Genomic DNA, 15,289 nt, shown 5'->3' on the forward strand with positions numbered 1-15,289 from the left:
TATGCGTCGACTCATCAACAGCATTCGTGAACTGCTCCCGCATAGCGCCCGCGACGCCGGCGTGGTGTTTGGTGGTGACGTATTCGCGAAATCGCTGACGTTCCTGATTACACTGTTGATGATGGATCAGCTTACTCCGGACGAATATCGTCTGTACGGACTCTTCATCACCGTCCTTGCTGCGGTCAACCAGTTCACCGACAGTGGTCTGCATCAGAGCTTCATCCGTTTCTCAGCGCTGTACAACAGGACAAATCCCTCCCGCGCACAGGCGCATTTTCATTTTGCCATCCGCGCCAAGACCATCATCATTCTCTTTACCGCGGCCCTTCTGTATTTCCTGGCTGACACCATCAGCAGCACGCTGCTGCGAACCCCCGAGCTCGGCGGACCGCTGCGTATCATGACGATCGCCATCATCGGCGGGGGAATGATGGAGTTTATCCTCGCCGTGCTTCAGGCGCGTCAGCAGTTCGTGCATTTCACCATCGTCCGCATCAGCGAAGCGGTGATCAAAACAGGAGCCATCTATGCAGGGCTCCTGGCCGGCGCATTCTCTCTGCTTCTCGTCTACTACTCCTACGCCGCCGCGCCGCTGATCGTCGGTTTTGTGGCGGCCTGGTTCGTCTCATCCCGTAACGGGGCAGCGGATGGCGTGAACTGGAAAGATGTCGGACGTGAAATCTGGGCATTCGGGAAATGGATGATGATTACATCCTTCGCGACAATGTTCCTCATGCGACTCGACGTTTTCATGATATCCCCGCTGCTGGCACATCAGCCGGAGGAGGCAGGACTGTACATCGCTGCGGCGAGACTCTGTACCCCGCTTATGGTTCTGGCGGGTTCGGTGTCCACCGTGTTTTTCCCGAAGGCCATGGAATTGCGTACGCTCGATGAAATGCGCCGGTACGTACGGCGGACCTTCAGTGTGAGTCTGCCCGTCACGGGGATTGGTCTGCTGTATCTCGTCGCCATGTATTTCATCACGCCGCAGTATTTCCCGAATTACACCGCGTCGATGCCACTGTTCGCCGTGCTATTCATCGGATATGCGTGGACGATCATCGGCAATCCACTGACCATACTCATCCTCAGTCTCAACCGCGCGCGCATCGCGACATACATCGCGCTGGGGCAGCTCGTGCTGACTGTGGCTTCCCACTACTATTTCATCACCACACTCGGTTCCATGGGGGCCGCGATCAGCAGCGTCCTCGTCTGGTTCATCGCTGGCACCGTGTCGATGCTGTACATCTACAGGCATCGGCATGAAATCGTAAGCGCGACGAACACGGAGGCGGCGTCATGAAATTGCTGATGGCGCGCATCGCTTCCTGGCTGTTTCGCAAAATGCAGGGCGCCGACCTGTTTCTCGCATTGCGGGATTTGCGCAGCCGCGGTCACGGAATTGATTCAACGGCCACGTTCGGTCCCCGCGTCCAACTGCAGATCGACGCATCCTCATCATGCCGTATCGGTGCCGGTACGGAGGTTCTGCATGACAGCTGGCTGATTACACATCCAGGCGACACGATGGATATCGGCAGCCGGGTGTTCATTTCCCAGCACTGCACCGTATCCGGCAGTGTGCGCATCGGTGACGATACGCTCATCGGTGGCTTTGTTACCATCATCGACGGCAATCACGTCACCCGGAATGCAGAGCGCAGCATACGTGAGCAGGGAGGAAAGCAGGTTCCGATCGAGATCGGCAGTGACGTCTGGATAGGCAGCAATGCTGTCATCCTCCAGGGCGTAAACATCGGCGATCACGCCGTCGTCGCCGCAAACGCCACCGTGACGAAGGACGTCCCGGAATACGCCGTGGTCGCGGGCACTCCCGCACGTGTGATCCGCGACAGGAGGGAGGAACGATGACCGTTGCACGCACGGACTTCAGCGATCGCGAACTCCTCTCCTGGTGGCAGTCCGCGTATGACAACAATCGCCTGCTGCGCAACACCTTCTTTCAATCTCCCACCTGGAATCATGGCTGGCACCGGTGCTTCGTGGAAAATGACGCGCGGCGGGAACTTCTGCTGCTGCGGATTGACGACAGCCATGGTATCGCGGCTGTCGCGCCGCTGTTTCTGCAGCAGCGCAGGACGGCCGGATTCGCCGTCTGGCGCTATGTGCTTTTTCTCGCCGACAGGTTGGCGCAGTACACCGATCTCGTCACGACGCGAAGCGATGTGGCGGAACTGTGGAAGGTTGTCCGCTCCTGGATCGCTGCCGAGCTGCCTGATACGTGGATTCAGCTGCACGACATCCTGCCTGAATCCTCAGCAAAGACGGCGGGAATTCATCCCGATGAAATTCTGCATGGTGATCCGTACCTGCGGCTCGTTCTTGAAGGACGCGATGAGGATTCTTTCCTGCAGCACTGCGCACCGCATATGCAACGGGAGATTTCCCGCGCCCGCAGACGCTTTGAAGCGGAAACAGACCTGACCTGGGAAGCCGTTTCCTCACCAACTCCAGCACTCGTCGAATCACTCATCTCTCTGAACCGTGCCCGCTTCGGATCAGCATCATGGTTTGAAGCCGCACAGGCGCGGGATTTTTTTCACAGTGTCTGCGCCAGGGCGGGCAGTGATGTCCTGTTCACGGTCCTCCGTCATCGAAGCGCCGTCATTCATGTCATGTGCAGCTACGTCCACGACAGTGAAATGCTGTATGTGCTTTCTGGAATGAACGAGGATTGGAAACGGCTGAGTCCGGGAAGCATGAATCTCGACCTGAGCATCCGTCACGCCCTGCGCTCCGGATACCGCGGCTTCGACTTTCTGCGCGGTGACGAAGCATACAAGAGGGAATTCAATCCCGCAGAGCGACGCAGCGAGCACTGGGTATTGCATACAGGCACAAGTGCGCGGCGGTATCGGCTGGCGACAGGATTGCGCCGCGCCGCCGGTATCGTGCAGGGAGGAGGCGCATGAAGCTGTTTTCCCGTCAGAGCCTGCGCTTCTACCGGCGAAGCTGTTTTCCCGTTGTGCTGCTGACGGGAAATCCATCCTATACGATACTCGGAGCGGATGATTTTCCATGGGACGCGCATCCATTGCAGGAGTTTCTCGGTGTGTACCGCGAACGTTTCGCGCGTGGGGATCGCGCGCTGCTCGGTCATGATAATGGCGCGATTGTATTCAGTGCCTGGATCTGTTCAGGTACCCTTGAGATCGATGAGCTCAACTACACGTGGCACATCCCGGAAGGGGACGCCGTTGCGTATGACTGCATCACCATGTCCGAACATCGTGGCAAGGGGATATACACTGCCGCGCTCAGGCGTGTAAGTGGACTGCTGGCAGAGGAGGGCGTGCAGCATCTCTGGATTTATGTCGATGAAGCGAACACGGCATCCCGGCGTGGCATTGAGCATGCGGACTTCGAATACCACGGCAGCATCACATCGCGGCGCATCCTAGGCCGCGTCTCGCTTGAGGGCAGCGTACCGGGAGTGAACGCATGATCGGGGTTCGTCAGTTGATGGACTATTTCACGGGGCGCAGGCTGCGTCTGCGTGTGCGTCAGATCGCGGCGCTGGCCGGGAACAGCAATGTGACGGTGTACCCGGTTCCGCTTGTTTTCGACGGACCGCCGCAGCGGGTCCTTGTGCTCACGCCGCACGCCGATGACGAAACGTTCGGCATGGGTGGGAGCCTGCAGCTGCATCGTGAGAGGGGAGACGACATTCACGTCCTGCTCTTTTCCGACAATGCAGCATCCATCGACGCCCCCGGAATGGCGACCGCAGAGAAAATCTCCCTTCGGGCGGAAGAGTTTGCAGCGGCCATGCAGGCACAGGGGATTTCCTCGCATCAGCATTTGCAACTCGGGAACCGCGACTTCGAAAAGGACGTATACCCGGAAGCGCTTTTTCAGTGCGTGATTGAGAAAGAACCCGAGGTTTTGTATCTTCCTTCGTTATTCGATAATCACCATGATCATCGGGTGCTGAATATCTGGTTACTGCGGGCGTTACGGACACCGTCCGGCGTTCGCCCCCTTATCAGAGGATTCGAAGTCTGGAGTCCGCTTCCTGCAACTGCCGTTACTGATATCACGCAACACATCGAAATCAAGCGCAAGGCAATGCGCTGCTACGCGAGCCAGCAGGAGGCCATCGACTACGCGCATCACATTGAAGGACTCAATGCATACCGTGCGATGACATTTGGTGAGAAGAAGACGCGATACGCCGAAGCATTTCTTGAATTGCCTGCAGATGCGTATCTTGACCTCGTAGAAACAACATTGCTTCAGTAGATCCCTGAATACGTTCCCAGGAGGAATTTCAATGCGGAAATCGTCGAAAGCGTTTATGAGCATCATCTTGGCAGTCACGGCCTTTGTTTTTTGCACAGTGCAGGTGGATGCCCAGATCGGTCAGAACCTTGTGATCAACAGGTTCGTCTCCGATCCTGACAACATCGAAACGCATGTGGTGATCAGCGACGTCGACGGCGTCGGTCCCAATCTGAAAATCACCATCTACAACGAGGAAGGCCGACTGGTGTACGAGCGTTATGAGACGCTGAACGCATTCGGGAAAATCAACTACAATCCTCTGACCTACCTGAACGCCTATCAGCATGGCTACAATCAGAACCCCAAGTTCACCGGTACCGTGCGCATCGAAAGTGACGGTGGCAATATCGCCGGACAGTACTGGGAAAAATACCGCAATATCGATCAGGCGTATCTGAACATCGCGGTGCCTGCAGCAGACGGCAAGGGATATGACAAGCTGGTGTGTCAGCACTTTGTCAGTGACAAGTCCGTCAACAGCCAGATCATCGTCAGCAACACCGAGGCAGCGCGTCCTGTGACCGTGGATGTGAAATTCTACAGTGATAACGGCGGGCTGGTCGGTGTCGAGAAGCGCGTCATTCCCGCCAACGGCGTGGTGGCTATCAACCCGTACAAATCGCTCAAGGGTGTGCAGATGACCGGAACGGCATACATCGTTGTCGTCGGCGCCGGAAAGATCACTGGCGAATACTGGCAGCAGGCCGATCGCGAAAAATACCAGGTCGCACTTCCGCTTGAAGGCGTGACGAAGATCCGGTAAGGACGCCCCATGGCGGCATCCCTCCGCGGCATATTCCTTCTGACTTTTGCAATTGCGTGCGCAGTTTCTCCACTGCGCGCGCAATTTGCGTTTGAAGGTGATCACGCCCCGCAGCTGCGCGTCGGGGATCAACTGGTCGTCAACTACTTCGAAGCAGACCCCGCAGTATTCGAAACGCATCTCGTCATTACGGATCACGAGGGCACGGGATCTGTCGTCAATGTGCTCTGCTACGATCTTGACGGCGCACTCGTGGATCAGCAGTCGTATTTCCTGCCCATCTTCGGGAAGGTAAACTATAATCCCGCAGAGCATATCGGGGACCGCAGCTTCAAGGGCACCATACGTATATACAGCGACGGCGGAAGCGTCTCGGCACAGTACTGGCAGTTCTATCGAGACTCCACACGTTCCGCGTTCAACACGGCCATACCGGCATCGGATGCGCACGGCGCACGAGCGCTGCTCTGCCAGCACTTTGTTTCTTCGCCCGATATTGATGCACGCCTGGTGCTGGTCAATCCTGCCGCCGACAGCGCCGTCACGGTTTCCGTCACCTTTTACCTCGATCGCGGGAAGCAGTTGACGCGGGACAAGCATGTCATTCCGCCCAACGGCATGAAGGTGCTGAATCCCTACACGGAGAATGAAGGTTTGATCAAAACGGGACTCGCATACTGTGAGGTCGTTGGAGAGGGACGCATCACGGGGGAGTACTGGCAGTACAGTGAAGCTGAGCAGTACCAGGTTTCACTGCCGCTGGACATCATTCCCGTCCGCAAGAAACACTGGTAACACCCGCGTGAAAGAGCAGCACATGAGCGAAGACGAAAACGTCAAATCCTTCATCGTCGGCAAATACGATGGGGAAGCGGAGGAGAAGGATAACCCGCAATGGATGGAAAAAGGGAAGAGCGTTCGCGTCCCTGAGTCCACCGCCGCACATTATTTCATCGACCGCAAGGTGGAGATGGCGCTGAAGCTGTCGCCGCCGGAGCCAGGGCTCCGCGTCCATGAAATCGGCTGCAGCTTCGGTCACATGACTTCGCTGCTCGCCAGGAAATTCGACCATCTCATCGCGTCCGACATATCTCCGAAAAGCGTGGAAATCGCTGCAGAGCGTTTTCGACACTACGGTATCGACAACGTGGACTTTGTCGTTGCCGATGCGGAAAACATGCCGCAGTTCAAGGACGAGGAATTCGACCGCGTGTATTCTTTTTCCACCATTCGTTTCTGTCCCAATCCCGATCGCGCCATGGCGGAAATTTTCCGATCGATGAAAAGCGGGGGGACACTGGTGGTGGATTTTCCGAATCGCGTGTCTCCCTGGCATGTTCTGATCAAGGCGATATCGGGCATCAACAAACACGAGCACGACAATCTCTACACGAAGCGCACCGCCGTGCAGCTTGTGGAGGATGCAGGCTTTGTCAACGTCGAGGCGGTAGAGTTCCTGTTCACCACCAAGCGGCTTCCCAAAACGGTCCTGCCCATATTCAAACTCGCCGATCGCGTCCTTGAGAAAACCCCGCTGCGCCGTCTCGCCGGCATCATCATGATACGCGCCCGCAAATCCTGACTCGAACAGTAAACCCTGACTCTACGAAAACCAGTGCCATGATATCCGCAGCCTGCTGCAATGACTGACGTGTGCCTGATATGGCCTCCGGCGCCATACGCGTCCGGATTCTGCATCACCGACGATACGGATGCGGCCACCATGGAGCAGGTCCGCTCCGTCTACAACTTTCTCTCGGATCGCGGATTCCCGACCACGAAAACCGTCTGGGCTGTTCCACCTGCGGAGCGCTGCGGACTGCCGCCACTTCCAGATTCCACGCTGCGCGGTATTACGCTGCAGGACGAAGAATACGCCGCGTACTGTGATGCGCTGTTTGCAAAGGGATTTGAAATCTGTCTGCACGGCGCATCCGCGGGAAACAACAGGAGGGAGGTACAGGCGCAGGCACTGGATCTGATGCGCCACCGCTACGGGAATCCCTCAACCTACATCTGTCATTCAAAGAATGCCGACAACCTGTACTGGGAAGAGCAGGTGACGCGTCTGCAACCGTTTCGCATGCTGTTGCAGCGGATGTCCCATCACCGCACGCTCGGCGCGGTTGAGGACAGTCCGTATTTCTGGGGAGACCTCTGCCGGGAGCATGTGAAGTACATTCGACTGCTGCGCACGCGTGCCACTGACACGTTGTCCGCCAATCCCTCCATGCCGTATTATGATCCATCCCGGCCTTATGTAAAGTACTGGTTCAGCGCGACGAAGCGAGCACTGAAGGACTGTGCAACACCAGAGGCGCTGCGCAGTCTGCGCGAGAATCACGGTCTCACTGTGCTGTACCAGTATCTGCACCGATACGCGTATCCTGAGACGCTGGAGTTGAACCCGGATTTTGCAGCGTCCGTTGAGCGCATCCTGCAGAGCGGGGATATCCTCGTTGCACCCGTGGGACGCATGATGGACCGTCTGCGTCTCATGCAGGGTGTTTTTCTGCTTACTCATGGTGAAAGAAACTGGCTGCTGAATATCAAGGATGAGGATGTGACGCATGTCCAGCTTGCGACTCTCGCAGCAAGCAGCAGTACTCTGGTACTCGAGTCCGTCCCTGCCGGTCATATGATCGAGATAGAACTCCCGCGCGACTGGCGTCCCACCGGCCGCAACGTCATTGAGCTGCAATCCGATCTGACGGCCGTACACAGGAGCAAAGCGGGCACGCTCACAGTCAATTGCTCCGACACTGAACGCCGCGCTGCAGACCGATCCATCGGATCTCAGGCAGGCACGCTGCAGCCAATGTCATGGCATTACACATCGCATACCGGTGCCGCACATCGTCCGCTTTCCGTTCTCAGCCGGAAGGAAGAATTCTCCATGCTGGCCGCTCAGAGCTGGATCATCCTGAGGGAAATCCTGCTCAGACGCCGCCACATGAATCCCGAAAAACACCTCGGCGAAGAAGAAATCGCGCTCGAGAACCACGACAACTGGTAAAAACCGAAAAAAATATGCAGTTTCTGCATATTCTGCTGTCTTGAATTATGCAGTTTCTGTATAATTCCCGGTCATCGCGGCTTTAAACGAAGGAACGATGCACCAGAGCAGGTGTCTTTGAGACAAGTACAGACCGCCGGATTGACAGTCATACAAGGGCTGGAGGGAATATGCACCCACTTTGTAAAATCACCATCGTCTGCGTCGCGATCGGAATCTGTGTTCCGCTGACCAGTTCAGCTCAATGGACAGAAGTCGATCTTCCTCGTCCTGACTACCTTGCGACGCCCCCTGCGATTCCTAACCTTGGTCCCTTCGAATGGGCGGATTCCCTCAACGGCTTCGTATTTGAGATGAATGGCTCGTTCTACCGCACGCAGGATGGGGGAGAGTCCTGGTTGCGTGATTCGCTTAACATGGCCGGATACGACAGCGTCCGCCACCATTTCACCGTCCGAACATGCGATTTCGCGAACGCGAGTTTTGGTGTCGTCACGATAGCGCGGTCATATGCTGATCGAGATAGTCTATTGTTCATTACGACCGATGGGGGGAGCAGCTGGGAGCGAAGACCTCTTTCTGTTCCTGACAGGTACAAGATGATTGCAGAGCAGTTGCTGCCACTCGACAACGGAAATCTGATTCACTTTCTGTCAATCCACGCACCGGACAGTCTCGGCGACTATAGCGTGCGACTGGATCTTATGCGGTTATCCACCGACCGGGGTAAGAACTGGTCCGTCTTTTCCATCGATACCGTGGATCGGCGGGTATCGTTTCTCCCAACTCGCTTCTGGATCCGTGTCGATTCTCTTCACTACTATAAAATCGAATACGGCTTCGAAACAGTCAGTGAGCATGTCGGATTCACGTCGTACAGTGCTGACGGCGGTCAAACCTGGATCATGCTCAAACATCCATACCCGAGCAATCATCCACTGTACGTTGGCCGCATCTCAGGAAGTGCAGGGCACGTGGCGAGAGTGAACGATACCGGAATAGTCGTTTCATTTGGAGGCAGGACGCTCGTTACCCGTGACGTAAAGCGTCATTATGCCGACTGGGGTTGGATTCGGTCAGAAGATGTTTTTCCTGAAACACCGGGTTACTATGTCACGGACATGTCCTATATCGACGGTTGGCTGCTTTGTTTTCGCAAAAGCCCTTACAACTCAGACGCATCTGACACCGTGTGGATTGCCAACATGCAGGGAAATCGCAAACAGCATGGATTCCCAGCTCCGAAAAAGAATCTCAATGAACCTCGACTTCACACTCCTGCGGCAACGCGCATTTTTCTCAAAGACGGTGCCCATATCTGGCGTTTCGATCGCGACGTTGTGACCGTACAGCGCTTCGAAATTCCAGCCGAAATTGGACCAGGTTTCGAGATATATCCGAATCCACTTATGCTGCGAAATACATCAAGGACACTACATGTGGATTTCAGCAGGGACGGAACGGGGTCGGATTTCGGTACGGTGCGGATCCATGATTTGCGAGGCAGGCTCTGCGCTGAACACAGATGGAACTGGCACGGACAAACAAATCACGTTGTCGATATCACGCTTCCGGAATGGCTGCCGGCTGGAATGTATCTGGTCACAACCGAGACAAATAAATTTCAGATGGACACCAAGAGACTCATCCTGATGGACTGACTGGCTTTTCGTCTTTGACGCAATACGAAAAGAATGTAATTTGAGGGAATGAACCGTGTAAGGACAAAGTCTGCGCAACGATCGCCGCTCTCAGGACGTCTCTGAAAGCAGGGCACAGGCAGACATTATGTTACTTTACATAATATTTATTATCGGAAGTTAATACAGCATATATAGAGCGTTATGAAGGAATCCACTAAAAAGAACTGGGACGATTTCTGGGATCAGAAATCCGATACCAAGGAAGTTTATGCGAATACGGATCGCATACGGCACAACCTTTCCCGCAATATGGATCTCGATGGCAAACGTATCCTTGAAGTCGGCGCCGGTACAGGTCGTGACAGTTTTTACATGTCACAGGACGGCGCGTCGCTCGTCCTTCTCGATTATTCAATGAATTCCCTGAAGATCATCCGGAACAATCTGCCGAACACGGACAATATTGGGGCTGTCGGCGGCGATGCTTTCGCGCTGCCGTTTCCTGATAATTCTTTCGATGCGGTGTTTCATCAGGGACTGCTGGAACATTTCCGCGAAACGGACGCGGAAAATCTGCTGAAGGAAAATATCCGTGTCCTCAAACCCGGCGGACTCCTGGTCGTCGACGTACCACAGCGCTGGCACATTTACACGGCCATCAAACACGTCCTTATAGCCCTGAATTCCTGGTTTGCGGGCTGGGAACGTGAATTTTCCGTCTCGGAGCTTCGTAAACTGCTTAAAAAGCTCGGAATGCAGCCCGTGGACGCCTACGGTGAATGGATGTATCCCAGCCTCTTTTACCGGACCTTCCGCGAGGCATTCTACAAAATAGGCGTCAAACTCCCTCTCTATCCGCGTATGATTCCGCCAGTTTCGCGCCTTCGTGAGAAAATCCGCAAAGGAATGGACGGTTCCCCGCTCAAACTCAACACCTCGCTCTCCATCGGCGTCATAGCGAAGAAATGACATACCTCAGATTGCAGATGTCAAATTGCAGATTACAGATTGCAAACTTGGCCGGAGCAGGGATTGCTTTCCCTGCCCTGTCCTCTGAAGCCTGTCAACTTCATGAAAGCAATCCCTGGCTACGAATCCGGAATGGAAAAATGAAATGAGTCAACGATGGAAATATCACATCCACGAAGTATGTTTCCATCTTTCCATTCTTCAATCTTTCCATTGTAAAGCTATATCTCTATATGCTATTATCAACATGAGATAATGACAGATAACAAGCTAAAAATACTGGTATTTAACTGGCAGGACCTTACAAATCCGTTAGCAGGTGGGGCTGAGGTACATCTGCACGAAGTGTTTGAAAGGTTGGCTGCGCGAGGACATGAAGTGACGCTGTACTGTCACTATTTCAAAGGGGCAAAACACGAGGAAATACGAAACGGGATACGGATTATTCGTCAAGGGGGACGATTTTTCTTCAATTTCCACGTTCCACTGGCCTATTTTCGTCGTTTTCGCAGGGAGAATTATGATGTGGTGGTCGATGACGTCAACAAAATCCCCTTCTATACGCCTCTTTTCTGCCGTGAACCCGTCCAGGGCGTAACGCATCACCTCTTTGGAAAGAGTATTTTCCTTGAGACCGTGTTCCCTCTGGCTGCCTATGTCTACCTGATGGAACGACTCATTAAACCGGTATATCGGAAGGTGCATTTCATCATCGGTTCTCCAAGTACATCGAAAGAATACCTGGAATGGGGCTTTCCCAAGGATCAGGTATCCGTTGTTAACTACTGTGTCAACAAGCAGATATACTATCTTGATGAAAGTAATACCTATCATCGTAATCGGATTGGGTATTTCGGAAGATTGAAGAAGTACAAGTCGGTCGATCACCTGATCAGGGCGATGGACAGGCTGCGTGACGACTATCCGGATCTTCATCTCGACATCATCGGTGATGGTGATGACAAATCCAGGCTCGAGGCGCTCACAACGGAACTGAAGCTCGGGGAACGTATCACGTTTCACGGTTTCATTGATGAGGAAGCCAAGGCTCCCCTTCTGCAGCAGATGAACTTTGTAGTGAATACGTCTTCAAAGGAAGGCTGGGGACTCACCGTCGTCGAAGCCAACGCCTGTGGCGCTCCTGTCGTCGCCGCGAATGTACCGGGACTCAGGGATTCCGTCGTCGACGGAGAGACCGGGCTGCTTTACGATTTCGGCAATATTGACGACCTGATCGCCAAAATGAAGGTGTTTCTCGACTCCACAGAAACGCGTGACGCGTTCCGTGAGCGCGCACTGGCCTGGGCTGCGAAATTCGACTGGGAGCACGCTGCCACCGAAACCGAGCAGCTCATCCGCCGTACCATCGCCCGCTGGCGGTAACTGGTGCTGTATCAGTAACCGAGATTCTTGAGGAAGCCCTCGGTGATACCAGACTCCCCGGTGCTGGAGCGAACGTAGTTCAGGACGTATTTCCCTATCATATCGAGTTCGATGTTGACGCGTGTGCCGCGGGTGTAGGTGTGGAACAGGGTTTCCGCAAAGGTATGCGGGATGACGGAGACGCGGAAACTGCCACCGAACTTTTCAGCGACGGTCAGACTGACACCATCGACCGCGATGCTGCCGACGGGAATGATGTTCGCGGAGGCCGATTCAGGGAATGAGACTTCTACCATCCAGCTGTCATCGCGCTTTTCCGTGCCCAGAATTTCTGATGTGAAATCCACATGGCCCTGCACGAAGTGCCCGCCCAGCTTCCCATTCGCCCTGAGTGCGCGTTCGAGGTTCACGGCTGCGCCACGCTGTAATGCACCGAGGGTGGACTTCAGCATGGTTTCCTCAACTGCTTCGACAGTGAAGCTGCGGCCGGAAAATGCGACCACCGTCAGACAGACACCGTTGATGGCGATACTGTCCCCGATGCTGCAGTCCTCAAGCGCTGTGCTTGCCTCAATTTCCAGTTTCCTGCCCTTGCCGAACGGAAGCACTGTCAGGAGGCGTCCCTGCTCTTCAATGATACCGGTAAACATCTCAATCCTCCCGTGCTGGTCTGAGAATAGTATAGACATCGTCGCCCATGCGAAGGACGTCCTCAACGCGGAAACGCCAGGCATCGGAGAGATGCAGGGGACGCAACGCGGAAAAAGCCCCTCTTCCCTGCCCAATGATCTTTGGAGCGGTGAACACGTCCAGTCGGTCCACAAATCGTGCCCGGAGAAACGCTGAAAAGATCTCGGCTCCTCCCTCGACAAGTATGGAGCGAATCCCGTACTTGCTGTACAGCGTCGTCAGAGCCGCCTTGAGGGATGCGAATTCCATGACGTCCGTCGTGGCTTCGAGCACCTGCACTCCACGCTTGCGGAAGCGCGCGACGGACTCCCCATGCTCACGTGCGCTTTTCTTCGAGGTCACCACGATGGTTTCATCTTTTCGTTCATCACTGAATACAACCGCGGATTGCGGAAGATTCCAGGAACGCGTAAGCACGATGCGTTTCGGGTGCCGACCCTTGATATGACGGACGTTGAGTGATGGATTGTCCTTCCGTACGGTTTCCGCGCCGACGAGGACGGCATCGTACAGCGATCGCAGGCGATGCACTTCCGTGCGGGATTCCTCGGAGGTAATCCAGTGCGAGGTGCCTTTCATCGCAGCGATGTAGCCATCCATTGTCTGCGCGACCTTGCAGAGCACGAAGGGACGCTTTTGCACGGCGTTTACGAGATACACTTCATTGAGTGCCTCACAGCGTTCGCGCTCGACATCTTCGACTACGGCGATGCCCGCCTGGCGAAGCCGTTCGGCCCCGGAGCCAGTGACGTCGGGATTCGGATCGGGCATGCCGATGACGACTTTGCGCACTCCTGCTTCAATCAGCGCTTCGCTGCAAGGTGGCGTTTTGCCGAAATGGTTGCAGGGCTCGAGTGAGACATACACAGTGCTTCCACGCGCCTTGCTTCCGGCGTCCCGCAGGGCCTCGACTTCCGCATGCGCACCGCCGTACTGCTGATGCCATCCCTTGCCGACAATGCGTCCGCCATTGACGATGATGCAGCCAACCATGGGATTGGGTTCGACGCTGCCGCGTCCCCGCTCCGCCAGCTGCAGGCACTTCATCATGTACTGGCTGTCTTTTTTCATGGCTACTCGAGTCGCATGATTTTCCGAATTTTCGGGAATTCCCGTCCCGTAACAATACCCAACCGCTCGTACACCATCAAGGCCGTGGAAATTTTTCTGCTGCCGCGATTGCCGCTCAGTGGAACACGCGTTTCTCCTTCCACAACCATGGTGGCACTGCTGCCGCCGTCAAGGTTCATCGCCTGCCAGGCACCGCGTGCAATCTGCAGCCGGGCCAGTGTGGCGAGTGGAACGCCCCTGCGCCTGTGCCTGCGATTGTAAGGTTCGACAGTGATGAGAATCAGCGTATCACCGCTGCGGGACACACCGATGCTGCTTCTGCCGTAATGTCCCTCGACGAAGCGTGTTTTCCGGAGTCCTTCTTCTTCCCATTCCACACTCACTTCCCCGTCGCGGACGATGCGGGGCGTGCCGCCCGTCATCTGTACGACAGGTCCAGGAACGACGGGATCGAGCCGGCTGGCTATCGAAAAGGTGTCGCCCACGAACAGTGAGGAGAACAGCGGGAAAGGGCCTTTCCCGAATGAGAGTACGCCACCGTTGTCGGGTATGGCAACGAAACCGGTGTCCATTCCCGTCACCCGACATGGGATGATCGTGTTCGCCGCAGGCGGATACAGGTAAGTGAACTGCAGTTTCAGCGTGCCGGATTCGGGACTGATCGACCACACGCTGTCCATTTTCGCCATGATCAGCGTATCGATGGCGGATTCGGAATCATCGGTGATGGTGTCACGTGAGGATTCCCGTATGCCGAGTGTGTCGATGAACGGGACGCTGGGACCAAAAAATGACGTGTACAGTACGACTTCGGCGGAGTCGACCCTGCGGTTGAGGCGGCTGACAGGGATATCCCCGAGCCGCGTCTGCATTGTGACGTCCATGCGGAAGGTGTCAATGACCACGGTGTTGTTTTCCGTGAAAGCGACAGACGACCAGTTCTTGTATTGCCGTGCTATCAGCAGTTCTCCGTCGCTGACGGTGGGACCCATGGGATGAATCGTGCCGGCCTTCCAGAAGTTTGCGTTGCAGCCTGCCAGCACACGCACAGGGGCCACAATACTGTCGTAACGATGCAGTATGCTGTGTACCTGTTCGAGTCCTGAAATGTGATCGAGTCCCTTCCCCAGTCTCACACCAACGAGAGGGTTTTTGAGGTCAATCTGCAGGGTATGCACGGAGAGCCGGGTCTTCGGTACGTACGCATGCGAATACAATACGCCCGGGGCCAGCTCGCGGCTGCTGTCAGGCGGCAGCGCCGTTTCGCGGTCCGGCTGAGCCTGCGCCACTGAAGGCGTCAGCAACACGGCGCAAAGGAGCATGACAGAGACAATGCTCACATGTCGCAGAAAGTGTTTTTGTGATGAGCTGCGCACGCCATGGAATATGCGGGCCGCGAGTGTCGATGGGGCTACAGCGCGTAAAGATACGGTATGAGGA

The 15,289-nt window shown here is 55.3% G+C and carries 15 protein-coding genes; 12 read left to right on the plus strand and 3 right to left on the minus strand.

The features are described 5' to 3' along the window. Position 1: 1 nt before the first annotated feature. The 12 genes from KQI65_05890 (at position 2) to KQI65_05945 (ending at position 12,088) form a co-directional block, all read left to right on the plus strand. On the plus strand, positions 2-1,312 hold the full coding sequence (locus KQI65_05890; protein MCB2204263.1) for an oligosaccharide flippase family protein: 1,311 nt from the start codon (positions 2-4) through the stop codon (positions 1,310-1,312). Between the two features lie 242 nt (positions 1,313-1,554). Next, positions 1,555-1,881, plus strand: a complete 327-nt coding sequence (locus KQI65_05895) for an acyltransferase (protein MCB2204264.1) — start codon at positions 1,555-1,557, stop codon at positions 1,879-1,881. Next, positions 1,878-2,942, plus strand: coding sequence for a GNAT family N-acetyltransferase (locus tag KQI65_05900; protein ID MCB2204265.1), 1,065 nt, complete (start codon positions 1,878-1,880; stop codon positions 2,940-2,942). Before KQI65_05895 ends, KQI65_05900 begins: the two co-directional genes overlap by 4 nt. Beyond that, positions 2,939-3,475: a GNAT family N-acetyltransferase gene (locus KQI65_05905; GenBank protein ID MCB2204266.1), complete on the plus strand. Its 537-nt coding sequence runs from the start codon at positions 2,939-2,941 to the stop codon at positions 3,473-3,475. Before KQI65_05900 ends, KQI65_05905 begins: the two co-directional genes overlap by 4 nt. Next, positions 3,472-4,272 carry a PIG-L family deacetylase gene (locus KQI65_05910; GenBank protein ID MCB2204267.1) on the plus strand — a complete coding sequence of 267 codons (801 nt, stop codon included), beginning with the start codon at positions 3,472-3,474 and terminating at the stop codon, positions 4,270-4,272. The genes KQI65_05905 and KQI65_05910 overlap by 4 nt, the downstream gene beginning before the upstream one ends. Before the next feature lie 55 nt (positions 4,273-4,327). Further along, positions 4,328-5,077 (plus strand): hypothetical protein, encoded by a 750-nt coding sequence (locus tag KQI65_05915; GenBank protein ID MCB2204268.1) that lies wholly within the window; start codon positions 4,328-4,330, stop codon positions 5,075-5,077. A 9-nt stretch (positions 5,078-5,086) separates the two neighbouring features. Then, positions 5,087-5,872 carry a hypothetical protein gene (locus tag KQI65_05920; GenBank protein MCB2204269.1) on the plus strand — a complete coding sequence of 262 codons (786 nt, stop codon included), beginning with the start codon at positions 5,087-5,089 and terminating at the stop codon, positions 5,870-5,872. Between the two features lie 22 nt (positions 5,873-5,894). Further along, entirely contained in the window at positions 5,895-6,659 is a 765-nt protein-coding gene (locus KQI65_05925) for a class I SAM-dependent methyltransferase (GenBank protein ID MCB2204270.1), read from the plus strand. A gap of 60 nt (positions 6,660-6,719) precedes the next feature. After that, entirely contained in the window at positions 6,720-8,093 is a 1,374-nt protein-coding gene (locus tag KQI65_05930; protein ID MCB2204271.1) for a hypothetical protein, read from the plus strand. Between the two features lie 170 nt (positions 8,094-8,263). Beyond that, positions 8,264-9,754, plus strand: a complete 1,491-nt coding sequence (locus KQI65_05935; protein MCB2204272.1) for a T9SS type A sorting domain-containing protein — start codon at positions 8,264-8,266, stop codon at positions 9,752-9,754. Between the two features lie 183 nt (positions 9,755-9,937). Beyond that, positions 9,938-10,705 carry a methyltransferase domain-containing protein gene (locus KQI65_05940; protein ID MCB2204273.1) on the plus strand — a complete coding sequence of 256 codons (768 nt, stop codon included), beginning with the start codon at positions 9,938-9,940 and terminating at the stop codon, positions 10,703-10,705. A 345-nt stretch (positions 10,706-11,050) separates the two neighbouring features. Continuing rightward, the gene (locus KQI65_05945; protein MCB2204274.1) at positions 11,051-12,088 is read left to right on the plus strand and encodes a glycosyltransferase family 4 protein; all 1,038 of its coding nucleotides are present in this window, start codon (positions 11,051-11,053) and stop codon (positions 12,086-12,088) included. 11 nt (positions 12,089-12,099) lie between these two features. Here KQI65_05945 and KQI65_05950 read toward each other — a convergent pair whose 3' ends face one another. From KQI65_05950 to KQI65_05960, 3 genes are read right to left on the minus strand one after another with little or no spacing between them, the layout of a single operon-like run. Beyond that, entirely contained in the window at positions 12,100-12,738 is a 639-nt protein-coding gene (locus KQI65_05950; GenBank protein ID MCB2204275.1) for a riboflavin synthase, read from the minus strand. 1 nt (position 12,739) lies between these two features. Beyond that, positions 12,740-13,849 (minus strand): bifunctional diaminohydroxyphosphoribosylaminopyrimidine deaminase/5-amino-6-(5-phosphoribosylamino)uracil reductase RibD, encoded by a 1,110-nt coding sequence (ribD, locus tag KQI65_05955; protein MCB2204276.1) that lies wholly within the window; start codon positions 13,847-13,849, stop codon positions 12,740-12,742. A gap of 2 nt (positions 13,850-13,851) precedes the next feature. Further along, positions 13,852-15,171, minus strand: a complete 1,320-nt coding sequence (locus KQI65_05960; protein ID MCB2204277.1) for a phosphodiester glycosidase family protein — start codon at positions 15,169-15,171, stop codon at positions 13,852-13,854. Between the last annotated feature and the right edge of the window lie 118 nt (positions 15,172-15,289).

The organism is bacterium (genome assembly GCA_020444325.1).
In the GTDB taxonomy this organism is placed as follows: Bacteria; Bacteroidota; Ignavibacteria; order SZUA-365; family SZUA-365; genus BM516.